This is a genomic window from Brevundimonas sp. SH203 (assembly GCF_002157625.1).
Classification (GTDB): Bacteria; Pseudomonadota; Alphaproteobacteria; order Caulobacterales; family Caulobacteraceae; genus Brevundimonas.
Map to the genome: position 1 here is coordinate 154,935 of NZ_BDMM01000007.1, position 16,498 is coordinate 171,432.

Annotated in this window: 13 protein-coding genes and 1 pseudogene; 7 read left to right on the forward strand and 7 right to left on the reverse strand. The window is 68.9% G+C overall.

Annotated elements, in window-relative coordinates:
• Positions 1 to 37 precede the first annotated feature (37 nt).
• From SH203_RS14460 to dapF, 5 genes are all read right to left on the reverse strand, one after another.
• Entirely contained in the window at positions 38 to 853 is an 816-nt protein-coding gene (locus SH203_RS14460; RefSeq protein ID WP_087121661.1) for a transglutaminase family protein, read from the reverse strand.
• A gap of 8 nt (positions 854 to 861) precedes the next feature.
• Positions 862 to 1,275 (reverse strand): YraN family protein, encoded by a 414-nt coding sequence (locus tag SH203_RS14465; RefSeq protein ID WP_087121662.1) that lies wholly within the window; start codon positions 1,273 to 1,275, stop codon positions 862 to 864.
• The gene (gene rsmI, locus SH203_RS14470; RefSeq protein WP_200808964.1) at positions 1,272 to 2,144 is read right to left on the reverse strand and encodes a 16S rRNA (cytidine(1402)-2'-O)-methyltransferase; all 873 of its coding nucleotides are present in this window, start codon (positions 2,142 to 2,144) and stop codon (positions 1,272 to 1,274) included. The genes SH203_RS14465 and rsmI overlap by 4 nt, the downstream gene beginning before the upstream one ends.
• Complete coding sequence (locus SH203_RS14475) at positions 2,141 to 4,471, reverse strand: NADP-dependent malic enzyme (protein ID WP_087121664.1); 2,331 nt, start codon at positions 4,469 to 4,471, stop codon at positions 2,141 to 2,143. The genes rsmI and SH203_RS14475 overlap by 4 nt, the downstream gene beginning before the upstream one ends.
• Before the next feature lie 211 nt (positions 4,472 to 4,682).
• The gene (gene dapF, locus SH203_RS14480; RefSeq protein WP_200808965.1) at positions 4,683 to 5,513 is read right to left on the reverse strand and encodes a diaminopimelate epimerase; all 831 of its coding nucleotides are present in this window, start codon (positions 5,511 to 5,513) and stop codon (positions 4,683 to 4,685) included.
• A gap of 41 nt (positions 5,514 to 5,554) precedes the next feature.
• Here dapF and SH203_RS14485 point away from each other — a divergent pair, with 41 nt between their 5' ends.
• The 4 genes from SH203_RS14485 (at position 5,555) to SH203_RS14500 (ending at position 11,793) form a co-directional block, all read left to right on the forward strand.
• Positions 5,555 to 6,349, forward strand: coding sequence for a potassium channel family protein (locus SH203_RS14485; RefSeq protein WP_087121666.1), 795 nt, complete (start codon positions 5,555 to 5,557; stop codon positions 6,347 to 6,349).
• Positions 6,350 to 6,440: 91 nt separating this feature from the next.
• On the forward strand, positions 6,441 to 8,618 hold the full coding sequence (locus tag SH203_RS14490; RefSeq protein ID WP_087121667.1) for a prolyl oligopeptidase family protein: 2,178 nt from the start codon (positions 6,441 to 6,443) through the stop codon (positions 8,616 to 8,618).
• A gap of 150 nt (positions 8,619 to 8,768) precedes the next feature.
• A complete protein-coding gene (locus SH203_RS14495) occupies positions 8,769 to 10,979 on the forward strand; it encodes a prolyl oligopeptidase family protein (RefSeq protein ID WP_087121668.1) in 2,211 nt (736 codons plus the stop codon).
• A 58-nt stretch (positions 10,980 to 11,037) separates the two neighbouring features.
• A complete protein-coding gene (locus SH203_RS14500) occupies positions 11,038 to 11,793 on the forward strand; it encodes a thioredoxin family protein (RefSeq protein WP_087121669.1) in 756 nt (251 codons plus the stop codon).
• A 41-nt stretch (positions 11,794 to 11,834) separates the two neighbouring features.
• Here SH203_RS14500 and SH203_RS14505 read toward each other — a convergent pair whose 3' ends face one another.
• Positions 11,835 to 12,932 carry a phosphotransferase family protein gene (locus SH203_RS14505; RefSeq protein ID WP_087121670.1) on the reverse strand — a complete coding sequence of 366 codons (1,098 nt, stop codon included), beginning with the start codon at positions 12,930 to 12,932 and terminating at the stop codon, positions 11,835 to 11,837.
• Between the two features lie 49 nt (positions 12,933 to 12,981).
• Complete coding sequence (gene glpK, locus SH203_RS14510) at positions 12,982 to 14,499, reverse strand: glycerol kinase GlpK (RefSeq protein WP_087121671.1); 1,518 nt, start codon at positions 14,497 to 14,499, stop codon at positions 12,982 to 12,984.
• 56 nt (positions 14,500 to 14,555) lie between these two features.
• Between glpK and SH203_RS14515 the strand changes: the two genes are divergently transcribed.
• The 3 genes and pseudogenes from SH203_RS14515 to SH203_RS14525 form a co-directional block, all read left to right on the forward strand.
• Positions 14,556 to 15,536 carry a threonine/serine dehydratase gene (locus SH203_RS14515; RefSeq protein ID WP_087121672.1) on the forward strand — a complete coding sequence of 327 codons (981 nt, stop codon included), beginning with the start codon at positions 14,556 to 14,558 and terminating at the stop codon, positions 15,534 to 15,536.
• A 64-nt stretch (positions 15,537 to 15,600) separates the two neighbouring features.
• Positions 15,601 to 16,056, forward strand: a complete 456-nt coding sequence (locus SH203_RS14520) for a MaoC family dehydratase (RefSeq protein WP_087121673.1) — start codon at positions 15,601 to 15,603, stop codon at positions 16,054 to 16,056.
• A gap of 255 nt (positions 16,057 to 16,311) precedes the next feature.
• Positions 16,312 to 16,498, forward strand: a pseudogene (locus SH203_RS14525) (cell envelope biogenesis protein OmpA); the annotation flags it as partial.

The window sequence follows — 16,498 nt, forward strand, 5'->3', positions numbered from 1 at the left end:
CGACCCTCCCCGGAGCGGGGAGGGAGAGGTCTGGGCGTTAGTTCAGCTGCAGCCTCACTCGTTCGAAGGTGGTGAAGCGTCGCGCCTCCTCCGGGCCGTTCAGGCCCCGAGCGCGCGACAGGGCCTCAAGAGAGCCGGCCAGCGCCCCCTGCTTCTCGCGCGCCGAGGCCACGTCCAGCCAGGGGCGGTGGTCCTCGGGGTCCAGAAGGGCGCGGCGCAGGGCCGAGCGTTCGGCCGCCTGATAGTCGCGGTCGCGAATGGCCCGGCTGAACAGCACGTTCTGCAGTCGGATCAGCGACTGCCGATCCGTCACCGGCGCCATCAGTATGTCCAGCCGGTCCGCCACGTGCGGCGTCAGCCCGGCTCTAAGCGCACGGCGGGTCAGTTCGCTGGGCAGGATCAGCCGCCCCTGGCTGAAGGGGTCCAGCGCCACCGGCCCCTCCGCCGTCTCGACGCGCACCATGAAATGGCCGGGAAAGTCCACGCCCGCCGCCGCCACGCCCGCATGACGCGCCGCGTGCAGATAGAAGACGGCCAGGGCGGCGGACAGGCCGCGCCGCCGCTCCGCCACCTCGATGATGTCGGTGTTGGCCGGGTGGTCGTAATGGATCAGGTCGCCGTTCAGACGCAGGTCCGCGCACAGGGTCTCGGACAGGGCGTCGTCGGGGCTTTCGCCGCCCAGCCGCTCCTTCAACCGCACGCAGGCGTTTCGGGCCAGGGCGCGGGTCGGCTCGGCATCGCGCAAGGGGTGGTCGTGGATGGCGCAGGCGATCGCGGCCTCCAGCAGGGGGAAGGCCTCGTCGTCGGCCTCGCCGGCCGCCGTCAGGATACGCTCGGCCTCCTCGCGCGTCATGCCGTCCTTCAACCGCCGCGTTCGACGCCGCGAAGATGACGCGGAAACCGCCACGGAGCCAGCGCCACCATATCAATTCTCAAATCCAGACCTTGCAGGGCCGGTCGATTGCGCCGGATCGCCTCGCCCGCCATGATCAGCCGGTCGAACTGGGCGGGCTTCAGCGCCAGCCGCGCCGCCTGCAGAGTCGCGCGCTGCTTCACCTCCACCACCGCCAGCACAGGGCCGCGACAGGCCAGCAGATCGATCTCGCCGGCCCGGCTCTTCAGGCGAAACCCCAGGATGCGATAGCCGCGCAGCATCAGCCAGAAGGCCGCGACCCATTCGGCCGCATGGCCCGCCCGGAACGCCGTTCCGCCCTTCGCCTGGCGCCATGCCGCCTTGGGGCGAGGGACCGGCGCGGGGCGGGTCAGCCGCTTCACTTGGCCTTCAGCTCCAGCGCCCGGCGATACAGGGTCTTGCGGTTCAGCCCCAGCGCCTTGGCGACCTCGGAGGCGGCGTCGCCGGTGGACAGGGTCTTCAGGGCGTCGATCAGGGCGGCGTCCGCGTCGGCCTCGGTCGCCTGAACCGCCTCGCCGGGGCCGATCACCACGACGATCTCGCCCTTGGGCGCATCCAGGCGCGGGTCGACGGCCAGCTGCTCCAGGGGACCGCGCAAGCATTCCTCGTAGAGCTTGGTCAGCTCGCGCGCCACGGCGGCCGGACGCGGCCCCAGCACGGCGGCCATGTCGGTCAGGCTGTCCTTCAGGCGCGGGCCGCTTTCGAAGAAGACCAGGGTCTGGCGCTGGCCCCTCAGGTCCTCCAGCGCGGCGCGGCGGCCCGCTGTTTTGGGCGGCAGGAAGCCGGCGAACAGCACCCGGTCGGCTGGCAGGCCGGCGATGCACAGGGCGGCCAGAAGGCTGGAGGCGCCGGGGATCGGATGGACGGGCAGACCCTCGGCGATGACCGCACGGGCGACGACGAAGCCGGGGTCGCTGACCAACGGCGTGCCCGCATCCGACACCAGGGCCACGACTTGCCCCTCACGCAGCCGTTCGATCGCCTGGTCGGCGGCGCGGCCGGACGCATGGTCGTCGCACCGTTCCAGCTTCGCCTTTAGCCCATAGGCGCTCAGCAGTTTAGCGGTGACGCGGGTGTCCTCGGCCAGCACCAGATCGGCGGCGGCCAGCACGTCCAGCGCCCTCAGCGTCATGTCGCGCAGGTTCCCGATCGGGGTGGCGACCAGATAGAGGCCCGGCTCCACCCGCCGGGGCGGCGGGGCGGCGGGGGGAAAGGGTGCGGGTTCGCTCAACGCTCGACCACGGCCGCCGGCGGGCGCGGCGCCGAGGTCAGGCCCGATCCCTGGAAGGCGGGGCCGGCGTCATAGGCGGCGAAGGTGGCGGCGGTGATGATCTCGGAAACCGAGGCGCCCAGGGACACGATCTGCACCGGCTTCTCCAGACCGACCAGCAGCGGGCCGATCACGGTCGCTCCGCCCAGGGCCTGGACCAGCTTGGTCGAGATGGCGGCCGAATGGATGGCGGGCATGACCAGGACGTTGGCCGGCTTGGTCAGGCGGTTGAAGGCGTAGGCGGGATGGCCCTTGGGATCGAGCGCGACCTCGGGCGGCATTTCGCCCTCGTATTCGAAATCGACGCCCTTCTTGTCCAGGATGCGGATGGCCTCGCGCACCTTCTCGGCGCGGTCGCCGGGCGGGTTGCCGAAGGTGGAGTAGCTGAGGAAGCCCACACGCGGATTGCGGCCCAGCTTCCTGACCGTCTCGGCCGCCTTGATGGCGATGTCGGCCAGCTCCTCGGCGTTGGGCAGTTCGTGGATGGTGGTGTCGGCGACGAACAGGGTGCGGCCCTTGGCCAGCAGGATCGACAGGCCGATCAGGGTGTCGTCCACGTCCAGCACGCGCTGGACCTCCTTCAACGCCATGTTGAAGTTGCGGGTCACGCCCGCGACCATGGCGTCGGCCCGGCCCTTGGCGACCAGGGTGGCGGCGAAATAGTTGCGGTCCTGATTGATCATCCGCTGCACGTCGCGGCGCAGATAGCCCCGACGCTGCAGTTTCTCGTACAGCCAGTCGGTGTCCTCGGCGTTGTTGGGCGAGACGCGGGCGTTGGTGATCTCGATGCCTAGGTCGTCGAAGTTCAGGCCCGCCTCGGCGGCGTTCTGGCGGATCAGATCCTCGCGTCCGACCAGGATCGGCGTGCCCAGTTCGGCCTGTTTGAAGCCCCAGGCGGCGCGGATGACGGCCGGTTCCTCGCCCTCGGCGAAGACCACGCGCTTGTCCGGCCCGCCGCGCACGGCCGAGTTGATCTTCTGCATCAGGGCGGCGGACGGATCGACGCGCGAGCGCAGGGCGTTGCGATAGACGTCCATGTCGTCGATCTGGACACGGGCCACGCCGGTATCCATCGCCGCCTGGGCGATGAAGGGCGGGATGTACCAGATCAGGCGCGGATCGAACGGGGTCGGGATGATGTAGTCCGGCCCGAACTTCAGCTTGCGCCCGCGATAGGCGGCGGCCACCTCGTCCGGCACGTCCTCGCGCGCCAGCGCGGCCAGGGCCTGGGCGCAGGCGACCTTCATCTCGTGGTTCACCCGGCGCGCCCGCACATCCAGCGCGCCCCGGAACAGATAGGGGAAGGCCAGGACGTTGTTGACCTGGTTCACATAGTCCGAGCGGCCGGTGGCGATGATGGCGTCCGAGCGCACCGACTGCACGTCCTCGGGCGTGATCTCGGGGTCGGGGTTGGCCATGGCGAAGATGATCGGATTGGGGGCCATCGAGGCCACCATCGCCTTGGTGATCGCGCCCTTGGCCGACAGGCCCAGCACCACGTCGGCGCCGACCATGGCCTCGGCCAGGGTGCGGAACGGGGTGTCGGTCGCATGGGCGGCCTTCCACTGGTCCATGCCGTGTTCGCGACCCTTATAGACCACGCCGTCGCGGTCGCAGATCACGGTGTTCTCGGCCTTGACGCCCGCCGCCTTCATCAGGGCGATGGAGGACAGGCCCGCCGCGCCGGCGCCGGCCAACACCACCTTGACCTCGTCCAGCTTCTTGCCGGCGATGTGGACCGCATTGATCAGGCCGGCGGTCGAGATGATGGCCGTGCCGTGCTGGTCGTCATGGAAGACGGGAATGTCCAGCAGGTCCTGAAGCTCGCTCTCGATCACGAAACATTCCGGGGACTTGATGTCCTCCAGATTGATGCCGCCCCAGGTATCGCCGATGTTCTTGACCACGGTGACGAACTCTTCCGGGTCGGTGGTCTTGACCTCGACGTCGAAGCTGTCGACGTCGGCGAACCGTTTGAACAGGACCGACTTGCCCTCCATCACCGGCTTGGAGGCCATGTGTCCGAGGTTGCCCAGGCCCAGGATGGCGGTGCCGTTCGAGATCACGGCGACCAGATTGCCCTTGGCGGTGTAGTCGTAGGCCTTGTCCGCATCCTCGGCGATGGCCAGGACCGGCACGGCCACGCCGGGCGAATAGGCCAGCGACAGGTCGCGCTGGGTCGCCATCGGCTTGGTCGGCGCCATGGAAATCTTGCCCGGCGTCGGGATGCGGTGGAAGTCCAGCGCTTCTTCGTCGGAGAAGGTCTGTTTTTCGGTCTGGTCGGGCATGGGCTTCAGGCGTTTCCGGCGCGTCGTTCTGGTTGGCTTCGCCTGTCCTAAAGCGCGCGACGGGGCGGGACAACCGGCCAGGCCTTATCGTTCGCCATCCCGTCATCACGGGCGACGCGACCGAGGCCGGCGCGGCGGCGCTTCGACGGTGTGCGAAAAAGGTGATGGAGGCGCGCCCGTCCGTGCGGATTTCCGCAAAGGGCGCGGGGTTTCAGATCGCCAGGACGCCCGTGCGCTCGATCTCGACCGGGCCGGTCATCAGGACGTGATCGGTCTCGGCGTCCCAGTCGATGACCAGTTCGCCGCCGTCCACGACCACGGTGGCCTTGCGCTCGGTCAGGCCCCGACGCGCCGTGGCGACCAGGGCCGCGCAGGCGCCGGTGCCGCACGCCCTGGTCAGGCCAGCGCCCCGCTCCCACACCCGCAGGCGCACATGGTCGCGGTCCAGCACGTTTGCGAAGCCGACGTTGACCCCTTGCGGAAACAGCGGGTGATGCTCGACCAGAGAGCCGGAGCCGGTGACGAAGGCGTCGTCCTGGCGGTCGGTGAAGAAAACCACGTGCGGATTGCCCATCGAGACGGCGCCCGGCGTATGCAGGACCGGATCGTCGATGGGGCCGACCTGAAGCTCTATCCCGCGCGTGTCCATCTCTTCGGCCAGCGGCACCTGGGTCCAGTCCAGCCGGGGGCGTCCCATGTCCACCGTCACCTTGTGATCGCCGGCGCGGGTCGCCACGGTCGGGCCGCCCGCCGTGTCGATGACCGCCCGGTCGGCGCCGCTGGCCTGCATCAGCAGCCAGCCGACGCAGCGCAGGGCGTTGCCGCAGGTTTCGACCATCGAGCCGTCGGCGTTCCACACCCGCATGAAGGCGTCGGCGTCTTCGGCCGGTTCGATGGCGATCAGCTGGTCGAATCCCTCGCCCGTCTCACGGTCGCCGAGCGCGCGAATCTGGTCCTCGGTCGGAGCGAAAGGCTGTTCCAGCGCATTGACGACGACGAAGTCGTTGCCGGCGCCGTTCATCTTGACGAAAGGACGGGTCATGCAGGCCATATAGGCGCAATCCCTGCGTCCCGGAAACCAGAGTGTCCCAGACCCAAACCGATCCCAAGGACGACGGCCTGCGTCTGCGCGCCCGGCTGCGCTACCTCTATCACGGCTCCCAGCCGCCGGCGGTGCGGTTCCGCCTGACGGTGATCGCGGTCGATCTGGTCATCATCGGCTTCTTCCTGGCCGCCCCGATCCTGAAGAACATGGGCTGGGCCTTCTATGCGGTCGACTATCTGATCGCGGCGGTGCTGGCGACGGACCTGGCGGCGCGGGCCTACGCCTATGCGGACATCAAGGACTGGCTGAAGCGGCCCATCGTCTGGGTCGACCTGTTCGTCCTGGCGACCCTGTTGTTCCCGGCCTGGCTGTTCAACCTGGGCTTCCTGCGGATGCTGCGGCTGTGGACCCTGCTGAACTCGGACTTCTTCTGGCGCACGGTGGGGCGCCGGTTCGACGATACGCGGGTGGAGGCCATCGCCCGCGCCCTGGCCAATCTGGTCACATTCGTCTTCGTGGCGACCGGCTTTGTCTATGCGACCTTCCGGGGGCATGACGGGATTTCGGGCTATGTCGATGCGCTCTATTTCACCGTGGCGACCCTGACCACGACCGGGTTCGGCGACGTGACCCTGCCGGGGCCTTGGGGGCGGCTGTTGTCCATCGCCGTCATGCTGGTGGGGATCACCCTGTTCCTGCGGCTGGCCCAGGCCCTGATCAAGCCGCACAAGGTCCGTTATCCGTGCGAGGCCTGCGGTCTGCAGACCCACGATCCCGACGCCGTCCACTGCAAGGCTTGCGGAAATCTGCTGTGCATTCCCGACGAGGATTGAGGCGGTGTGACAAATCGGTCCGGCCGTCCGACTTGCCGATGGATGCGCCGTCGCTAAGGTGCCGGCTTCGTTTTCGGGGACCGCCCAACCAATGATCCGTTCGTCCGCCGCCGCGCTCGCGGCCCTTCTCGCCTCCACCAGCTTGACCTCGGCAGCCATGGCCCAGACCGCGTCCCCGACTTCCGCCCCCGCGCCCGCGGGCGGCTTCGCCTCCAGCGAGGCGACCGACCCCTATGTCTGGCTGGAGGATGTGGACGGCGAGCGCGCCATGGCCTGGGTGCGCGAGCATAACGCCCGCTCGCTGGGCGTGCTGCAGGGCGATCCCCGCTACGAGGCCCTGCATCAGGAAGCCCTGGCCATCGTCCAGGCCCAGGACCGCATTCCCGCGCCCGGCTTCACCCATGATGGCCAGATCGACAACTTCTGGCAGGACGCCCAGCACGTTCGCGGCCTGTGGCGCCGCACGACGCTGGACAGCTATCGCACCGCGACGCCGGAATGGCGGACGATCCTGGACGTGGACGCCCTGGCCGCCGCCGAGGGCCAGAACTGGGTCTATAAGGGCTCGACCTGCCTGCAGCCCGAGGAACGCTACTGCCTGATCAGCCTGTCGAACGGCGGCAAGGATGCGGTGACGCTGCGCGAGTTCGACAGCGTCGAGGGCAAATTCGTCGAGGGCGGCATCGTCCTGCCCGAATCCAAGGGCGGCGCCTCCTGGATCGACAAGGACACGCTGCTGGTTTCGCGCGACTTCGGCCCCGGCACCCTGACCAACTCGGGCTATCCAATGGTGGTCAAGCGGATGAAGCGCGGCCAGAGCCTGGACCAGGCCGAGACCCTGTTCACCGGCCAGCCGACCGACGTGGCCGTGTCCGGCTATACGCTGCGCGACGCGGACGGCGTGGTGAAGGCGGTCCTGATCAACCGTTCGGTGGACTTCTATTCGTCCGAGACCTGGCGCGTGACAGACGACGGCGCCCTGACCCAGCTGCAACTGCCGCCCAAGTCCGACATCAGCGGCCTGGTCGACGGGCGGCTTCTGGTGTCGCTGAAGCAGGACTGGACCGCGCCCTCGGGTCAGGACTTCAAGACCGGCGACCTGATCGCCTGGCCGCTGGAGGCCTGGCTGGCCGATCCCAAGACCCCGGCCCAGCTGGTGCTGCGCCCGACCGAGCGTCAGGCCATCGAGGGCGTCAACGTCACCCGCAACCGCCTGGTCGTGGCCCTCTACGACAATGTGCGCGGGTCGTTGCGGGTCTATACGCCGGGCGACGGAGAATGGGCGTACACGACTCTGGACCTGCCCCAGAACGTCTCGGTCGGCGTCGGCTCGGCGTCGGAAAGGGACGACAAGGTCTTCGTCAGCGTCACCGGCTATCTGAACCCGTCCAGCCTGTGGCTGGCCGATGCGGCGACCGGCGCGGTCGATCAGGTCAAGTCCATGCCGGCCAAGTTCGACGCGACGGGCATGACGGTCGACCAGCACGAGGCCCGATCCGCCGACGGGACGATGATCCCCTATTTCGTGGTGCATAAGGCGGACATGCCGCTGAACGGCTCCAACCCCACGCTGCTCTATGGCTACGGCGGGTTCGAAAGCTCGCTGCTGCCCGGCTATTCGGCGACGGTCGGGAAGCTGTGGCTGGAGCGTGGCGGGGTCTATGTGGTGGCCAATACGCGCGGCGGCGGCGAGTTCGGCCCCCGCTGGCACGAAGCGGCCCTGCAACAGAACCGCCAGCGCGCGCACGAGGATTTCCAGGCCGTGGCCCTGGACCTGATCGCGCGCGACGTCACCAGCCAGCCGAAACTCGGCATCATGGGCGGCTCGCAGGGCGGGCTGTTCATGGGGGCGATGCTGACCCAGCGTCCGGACCTGATCAACGCCGCCGTCATCCAGGTGCCCCTGTTCGACATGCTGCGCTTCCACAAGCTGCTGGCGGGCGCCTCCTGGATCGGCGAATACGGCGACCCGGACATCCCCGAACAGCGCGCCTGGATCGAGCAGTATTCGCCCTATCAGAACCTGCGCCCGGGCCAGCCCTACCCCGAGGTCTTCATCCACACCTCGACCAAGGACGACCGGGTCCATCCGGGTCATGCCAGAAAGGCGGCCGCGCGGCTGGAGGAACTGGGCTATCCGGTGCTGTTCTACGAGAACACCGACGGCGGCCATGCGGCGGGGGCGAACCTGCGAGAGACCGCCCGGCGGCTGGCGCTGGAATACACCTATCTGTCGCGCCGTCTGATGGACACGCCGGCGCAGCAGTAAGTCCAAAGTCCGCTCATCCCCGCGAAGGCGGGGACCCAGTGCTTTCGCAAGGTTCGGCGGCTGGGATCGCGTTCAGTAAGAGACGGGCGACGCCGAACGCCCAAAGGTCTGGGTCCCCGCCTTCGCGGGGATGAGCGGAGAGTCTAAGCCATGCGTCACCTGATCCTGTCCGCCGCCATCCCGGCGCTTCTGATGGGCGCTTGCGCGACCGCTCAGGCGCAACAGCATGCCGAATATTCGGACCCGCCAGTCATGATCCCCCGTGAAGCGCCGCCCCACTTCCCGCGCGACCTGACCCCGGCCGGGGTCGCCGCCGCCGACGATCATCTGGCGCTGGAGCAGGTGGACGGCGCCGAGGCCATGGCCTTCGTCGCGGCGGAAAATCGGAAGTCGCTGGCCACCCTGACCGGCGATCCGCGCTACGAGACCTTCCGGGCCGAGGCCGAGGCCATACTGACGGCCACCGACCGCATCCCCAGCCCCTCCTTCCTGGGGGACGGGATCGCCAACTTCTGGCAGGACGCGGCCAATCCCAAGGGCGTGTGGCGGCGCACGACACTGGCCAGCTATCGCACCGCCACGCCCCGGTGGGAGACGCTGCTGGACATCGACGCCCTGTCGAAGGCCGAGGGCAAGGACTGGGTGTTCAAGGGCGCCGACTGCCTGGCGCCCGACGACGCGCGCTGCCTGATCATGCTGTCGGACGGCGGCAAGGACGCGGTGGTGGTGCGCGAATTCGACATCCCGACCAAGCGGTTCGTGGACAGCGGCTTCAACCTGCCGGAGGGCAAGCACCGGATCGAATGGCTGGACCGCGACACGCTTCTGGTCGCCACCGACTTCGGCGCCGGAACCCTGACGGAGTCCGGCTATCCCTTCATCGTCAAGACGCTGAAGCGCGGCCAGACCCTGGCCCAGGCGACCGAGGTTTATCGCGGCGAGCAGTCCGACGGCGGCTATGGCGTCAGCCCGACCGTCTATCGCGACAGGGACGGCAAGGTCACCGCCGTCATCATCACCCGCCCGCTGGACACCTTCCGGTCGGAGACGTGGATACTGGCGAACGACGGTAAGGCGCAAAAGCTGAACCTGCCTGAGCGGGTCGGGGTCCACGGCGTCATCGACGGCCGATTGGTCTTCTCCCCGGACCAGGCCTGGCGCTTCGATGGTCAGGACTACAGGGCCGGATCGTTGCTGGCCCTGCCGCTCGGCGTGCTGGGAGACCCCCGACTGGATATCGCCATTGGCCGCGACTCCGCCGTCATCTTTCAACCGACCCCGCGTCAGGCCTTGCAGGACGTGGCGGTGCTTTCCGACACGGTCGTCGCCGCCGTGACCGACAATGTGGCGGGCGCCCTGATGCGTTTTCGCACCGAAGGCGCCGGTTGGGCGGCCGCACCGATCGCCGTGCCTGCCAACCTCGCCGTCGGCCTGGGCGATTCCTCAAAGTCGCGCGGCGTGGTGTTCGTCTCGACCCAGGGCTTCCTGGTCCCGCCGACGCTCAGCCTGGCCGCCGCCAACGCCGCGACCCTGACGACGCTGAAATCCGCCCCGGCCAAGTTCGACGCCTCGCGCGACGTGACCGAACAGTATGAGGCGACCTCCACCGACGGGACCAAGATTCCCTATTTCATCACCCGCCCGCGCGATATGAAGCTGGACGGGTCGAACCCGACCATCATGCTGGGCTACGGCGGTTTCCAGGTCAGCCTGAACCCGGCCTACAAGCCCGAGATGGGCAAGCTGTGGCTGGAGCGAGGCGGGGTCTTCGTTCAGGCCAATATCCGGGGCGGCGGCGAGTTCGGTCCCGACTGGCACCAGGCCGCATTGAAAGAGAACCGTCAGCGCGCCTTCGACGACTTCGCCGCCGTGGCCCGCGATCTGGAGCAGCGCGGCGTCACTAGTCCGCGCCGCCTGGGCATATACGGCCGGTCGAACGGCGGGGTGCTGACCTCGGTGTCGATCACCCAGCACCCGGAACTGTTCAATGCGGCGGTGATCGAAAGCCCGCTGGTGGACATGCTGCGCTATCAGGAGCTTCCGGCCGGCGCCTCCTGGATCGGCGAATACGGCGATCCGCGCATCCCCGCCGACGCCGCCTTCATCGCCCGCTATTCCGCCTATCAGCAGCTGCGCCCCGGCGCCGCCTATCCGCGCGTCTATCTGACCACCAACACCCGCGACGACCGCGTCCACCCCGGCCATGCGCGCAAGTTCGCCGCGCGTCTGGGCGACCTGGGCTATGACCACCTCTATTACGAGGACACGGCGGGCGGTCACTCCAACGACGCCGATCCGGTCGCCAACGCCCGCCGCTGGGCCCGCCACTATGTCTATCTGTCGCAACAGCTGATGGATTGAGGCGGGTTCACGCACTTATGAGGCGATCCGCCCGACCGCGCCGTCTAAGAATGGGGCCATGAAAGCTGCGGGCTGGGTCATTGCGGGCACGGTGATTGCGGGCGTCCTCGTGTCGGTGGGCGCTTCCGCCCAGCCGATGCGCGCGCGTCCCGTCGCCCCCCTCCGTCATGCCGTCGGCAATGCGCCGCCCGTGGTGATCGAACTGTTCACCGCCCAAGGCTGCGGCGGCTGTCTGGACGCCAATGCGGCGGTCGAGCGGGCGGCGAACGACCGGGGCGTGATCGCCCTGACCTATGGCGTCGACTACTGGGACTATCTGGGCTGGACCGACACCTTCGCCCAGCCCAAATTCTCGGAGCGTCAGCGCGCCTATCGGTCCGCGCTTCGCCTGCGCGGCGTCTCGACGCCGGAAGTGGTCATCGACGGCCGCCGCCAGATGTCGGGCGCCCACGCCGCCCAGCTGGAGGCCGCCATCGTCGAAGAGGCCGGCCGCCTGAACTGGCCGCCCCAGATCGAGTTCCGCGAGACCGGCGACCGGGTCGGCGTCGGCTCGGGCCGTGCGCCTGTCGGCGGCGCCGAGGTCATCGCCGTCACCTATACGCCCGGTCCCCAGGTGGTTCAGGTCCGCACGGGCGAGAACCAGGGCCAGGCCGTGCGTCACATCAATGTGGTGCGCGACATCAAACGTCTGGGCGACTGGCGCGGCCGCCCGGTGCTGTTCCCCCTGCCCCGCGCCGCCGAGGGCCAGGCCGTCGTCGTCCTGGTCCAGGCCAAGAGCGACCGCCAGATCATCGGCGCGGCGACGCAGGATTGAGACCCGTCAGGTCTTGTTGATGGTCACGCCGCCGTCGACCGTCAGGCGCCCGCCTTCTTCGCAAAGCCCCAGGCCGCGTCGCTGAGCGGACCGACCTGGGCGGCCATGGTTTTGGCGTGGGCGCTGGCGGCGGTGCCGTCGCGGACCCGGCCGGCGATGCCCTGGCAGATGGCGGCCAGACGGAACAGATTGTAGGCGTAGAGCCAGTCCAGATTAGCGGGCCGCATCCCCGTGGCGGCGGCGTAGCGTTCGACCGTCTCCTCGACCGAGGGAATGCCCAGGGCCTCCAGATCGGCCCCGGCGAGGCCGTTACGCAGGCTGGCCGGAATGGCCCAGGCGATCAGCAGATAGGAGAAGTCGGCCATCGGATCGCCCAGGGTCGACAGCTCCCAGTCCAGCACGGCCCGGACCTCGGCGGGGTCGGGCGCCAGGATCATATTGTCCAGACGGAAGTCCCCGTGGACGATCCGGCTCGGCCCCTCGGGCGGCAGGCTGTCCGGCAGGAAGGCGATCAGCCGGTCCATCGCCGCGACGGGCTCGATCTCGGAGGCGCGGTACTGTTTGGTCCAGCGCCCGACCTGACGCGCGAAATAGTTTCCGGCCTTGCCATAGTCCCCCAGACCGATGGCGACGGGGTCGAAGGCGTGCAGTCGCGCCAGGGTGTCGGTCTGGGCCTCATAGATGGCGCGCCGTTCGGGCGGCGTCAGGCCGGGCAGTTTCAGATCCCAGAAAATCCGCCCCTCGACCTTGTCCATCACATAGAAGATCGAGCCGATCACGCCCTCGTCCAGGCACAGGGCATGGGGCCTGGCCACCGGAAACCCCTGGGCGGCGAGGGCGGAAATGACCTGATACTCGCGATCCACCGCATGGGCGCTGGGCAAGAGGACGCCGGGTGGCTTGCGCCGCAGCACATAGGCGGCGGTCGGGGTGGTCAGCTCATAGGTCGGGTTGGACTGTCCGCCCTTGAACTGGCGCACGGTCAGGGGACCGGCGTAGCCGGCGACGTGTTCCGTCATCCAGGCGTCCAGCGCGGCCTCGTCCAGCCGGTAGCGGGCGTCGACCTCGCGCGTGCCGGAAAAGGCGCCTTGAGCATCCAGGTCGGAGGCGGGGGCGTCGGGAGAGGAGGCGTCGGTCATGGGCGGCCCGGTCCGTGTCTTTTGGCGTTTCCGTATCGCCGCCCGGGTCTCAGGCCCGGTTCGGCGCGGCGATGATGGCGGCCTTCACCGCGCGACGCCAGCCGGAAAGCAGCCGTTCGCGCTCGTCCCGGCCCATGCGCGGGGTCCAGCGCGCGGGCGCCTCGGCCGGTCGCGCCTCCAGATCGGGGACAAGGCCGACGCCCAGGGCGGCCAGTCGCGCGGCGCCCAGGGCGGTCATCTCCTGAAAAGCGGGCCGTTCAACCTCGACCTCGCAGATGTCGGCGACGAACTGCATGGCGAAACTGTTGGCGGTGACGCCGCCGTCCACTTTCAGCTTTTTCAGAGGCGGGGCGCCGTCCTCGGCGAGCGCGTCCAGCAGGTCGCGCGTCTGATAGGCCAGGGCCTCCAGCGCCGCGCGGACGAAATGGGCCGGGCCGGAATCGCGTGTCAGGCCGACGACGGTCCCGCGCGCCTCCGGCTCCCACCACGGCGCCCCCAGGCCGGTGAAGCCCGGCACCAGATAGACGCCGCCGTTGTCGGGCAGGTCCTGCGCCATCGCTTCGGACTGGCGCGACTCCGAGATCATGCCGACCCCGTCCCTCAGCCACTGGATCGCCGACCCGGCCGAAAAGATGGAGCCTTCCAGCGCATAGGCGGTCCGTCCGCCGGCCCGATAGCCCAGCGTGCCCAACAGTCGGCGGGTCGAGGCGACGGGCGTGTCTCCGACATTGGCGACCAGGAAGGCGCCGGTGCCATAGGTGATCTTGGCGTCGCCCGGCGTCAGGGCGCCGTGGCCGACCAGGGCCGCCTGCTGGTCGCCCGCCGATCCGGCGATGGGCAGGGAGCGGCCGAACAGGGCCGGATCGCTCTCGCCGGTCACGCCCGCGCAGGGGACGATGTCGGGCAGGGCCGCGCGCGGCACGTCGAACAGGGCGCACAGGTCGTCGCGCCACTGGACCGCCTCCAGGTCCATCAGGGCGGTGCGCGCGGCGTTGGTGGCGTCGGTCGCATGGACCCGGCCTCCGGTCAGTTTCCAGATCAGCCAGGCGTCGATGGTGCCCAGCTTGATCTCGCCCCGCGCCGCCCGCTCTCGCGCCCCCGGAACGGCGTCCAGCAGCCAGGCGAACTTGGTCGCCGAGAAATAGGGGTCGAGGATCAGGCCGGTCGCCGCCTGCACGTCCGGCTCATGCCCCTGGGCCGTCAGGCGCGCGGTGACGTCGGCGGTGCGGCGGTCCTGCCAGACGATGGCGCGGTGCAACGGCTCGCCCGTCTCGGCGTCCCAGATCACCGCCGTCTCGCGCTGGTTGGTGATGCCGATGGCGTCGAAGCGGGCGACGCCGCCGGCCTTGCGAACCACCTCGCGGCAGGTCTGAAGGGTCGCGGTCCAGATTTCGGCGGCGTCATGCTCCACCCAGCCGGATCGCGGGAAATGCTGGGCCAGTTCGATCTGGCTGACGGCGACCGGACGCAGATCGCCCGCCTCGCCCGACGCGGCGTCCCCCCCGATCTCGAAGGCGATCGCCCGCGTCGAGGTCGTTCCCTGGTCGATGGCGAGGATCAGGCTCATGAATTTTCTCCCTGCGGCGTCTTGGGCGGCGCCGACGTTGCGGTTTATGGGACCATATGACCACGCACAGTCCCAGCTATGAAGGCGTTCTGGACGCCGCCCGCCAGATCGACGGCGTCGCCGTTCGCACGCCCCTGATCGAGAGTCCCGCCCTGAACGCCGTCGTCGGGGGACGGGTGCTGATGAAGGCCGAGACGGTGCAGCGCGCCGGGGCCTTCAAGTTTCGCGGGGCCTATAACCGCGTCAGCCGCCTGACCTCCGAGGAGAAGCGGCGCGGCGTGGTGGCCTTTTCGTCCGGCAACCACGCCCAGGGCGTCGCCGCGGCCGCGGCCCTGGTCGGCGCGCCGGCCCTCATCGTCATGCCGTCGGACTCGCCCCAGGTGAAGGTCGACGGGGTGATCGCCTTCGGCGGCGAGGTGCGGATGTACGATCGCTGGACCGAAAGCCGCGAAGCCATCGGCGCGGCCATCGCCGCCGAACGCGGGGCCGTGCTGGTCCCTCCGTTCGACGACCCCTTCGTCATCGAGGGCCAGGGCACGGTCGCCCTGGAGGTTCTGGACCAGGCGGATGCGCCGCTGGACCAGCTGCTCTGCGGCGCATCGGGCGGCGGGCTGATGGCGGGGATCAATCTGGTGATGGCCGAACGCAGCCCGGCGACCTCGATCGTCGTGGTGGAGCCCGAAGCCTTCGACGACACCGCCCGGTCGCTGGCCGCCGGCGAGCGCGTCGGCCATCCGCAGGGGACGCCGTCGATCTGCGACGCCCTGATGGCGCCGATGCCGGGCGAACTGACCTGGCCGATCAACCGGCGCCTGGCCGGCGCCGTCGCCGTGTCGGACGCCGAGGTCGCCGAGGCGATGCGTTTCGCCTTCCGTCATCTGAAGCTGGTGATCGAGCCGGGCGGCGCGGTGTCCCTGGCCGCCCTTCTGACCGGCAAGGTTGAGACGAAAGGGCGCACGACCGCCATCGTCCTGTCCGGCGGGAACGTCGATCCGGCCCTCTACGCCCGGATCATCGAAGACCGTTTCGTCGCCTGAGGGCTTTCCATCGCTCCGACGGTGGGCCAACCTCCCGCGAGGCGAACAAGGGAGCGAGGACACGATGACCCAGACGGGCGAACTCCAGGGACTGATCGGCCAGGAAGTCGGGCTGTCGAAATGGTTCGAGGTCGATCAGGCCCGGATCGACGCCTTCGCCGACTGCACCGAGGACCATCAATTCATCCACGTCGATCCCGAGGCGGCGAAGGCGACGCCCTTCGGCGGAACCATCGCCCACGGCTTCCTGACGCTGAGCCTGGCCTCGGCCATGAGCTATGACGCGGTCGCGCCCCTGGATGGGGTGAGGATGGGCGTCAACTACGGCTTCGACAAGCTCCGCTTCCTGGCCCCCGTGCGCGCCGGTTCGCGCATTCGCGGCCGGTTCAAGCTCCTGTCCGCCGAGGACAAGGGCGGCGGTCGCTGGCTGCTGAAGCACGAACTGACCGTCGAGATCGAGGGCGAGGACAAGCCGGCCCTGATCGCCGAATGGCTGGGGATGCAGGTGGTCGCCGCCTAGAGACAGGTCTGGGGCGGCCCGGTTGCGCGTTCAGGTTGGGCTATGGTTCCGGTCTGGATTGTGACGTCGGAGCGGCCACAAATGAGCCGGTTGCTCTCGATTCGGTAAATTCACCTGTAGCATCAAGGCCACGATGGACGGCCAAGCCCGCCAACATGTCACCTTTTCGCCTCGACCTTTTATGGCAAGGCTGTTATGTCCCGCCTCAGGCGGTAATCCCGCCCCCTATTAACAAAGGCGGAGGGATACCCCCTTATGCGTATGAAGACTTTCGTGCTGGCTTCCAGCGCAGCGGCCGCCCTGGCCCTGTCCGCTGGCGCCGCATCGGCGGAACCCAATGGTTGGTACGGCGCCATCGACGCCGGCTACCACATGATGGACGACATCAACGCCGAGTCGTCGACGACGGGCGCCAACTGGAACTATGAAGTGAACAACGGCT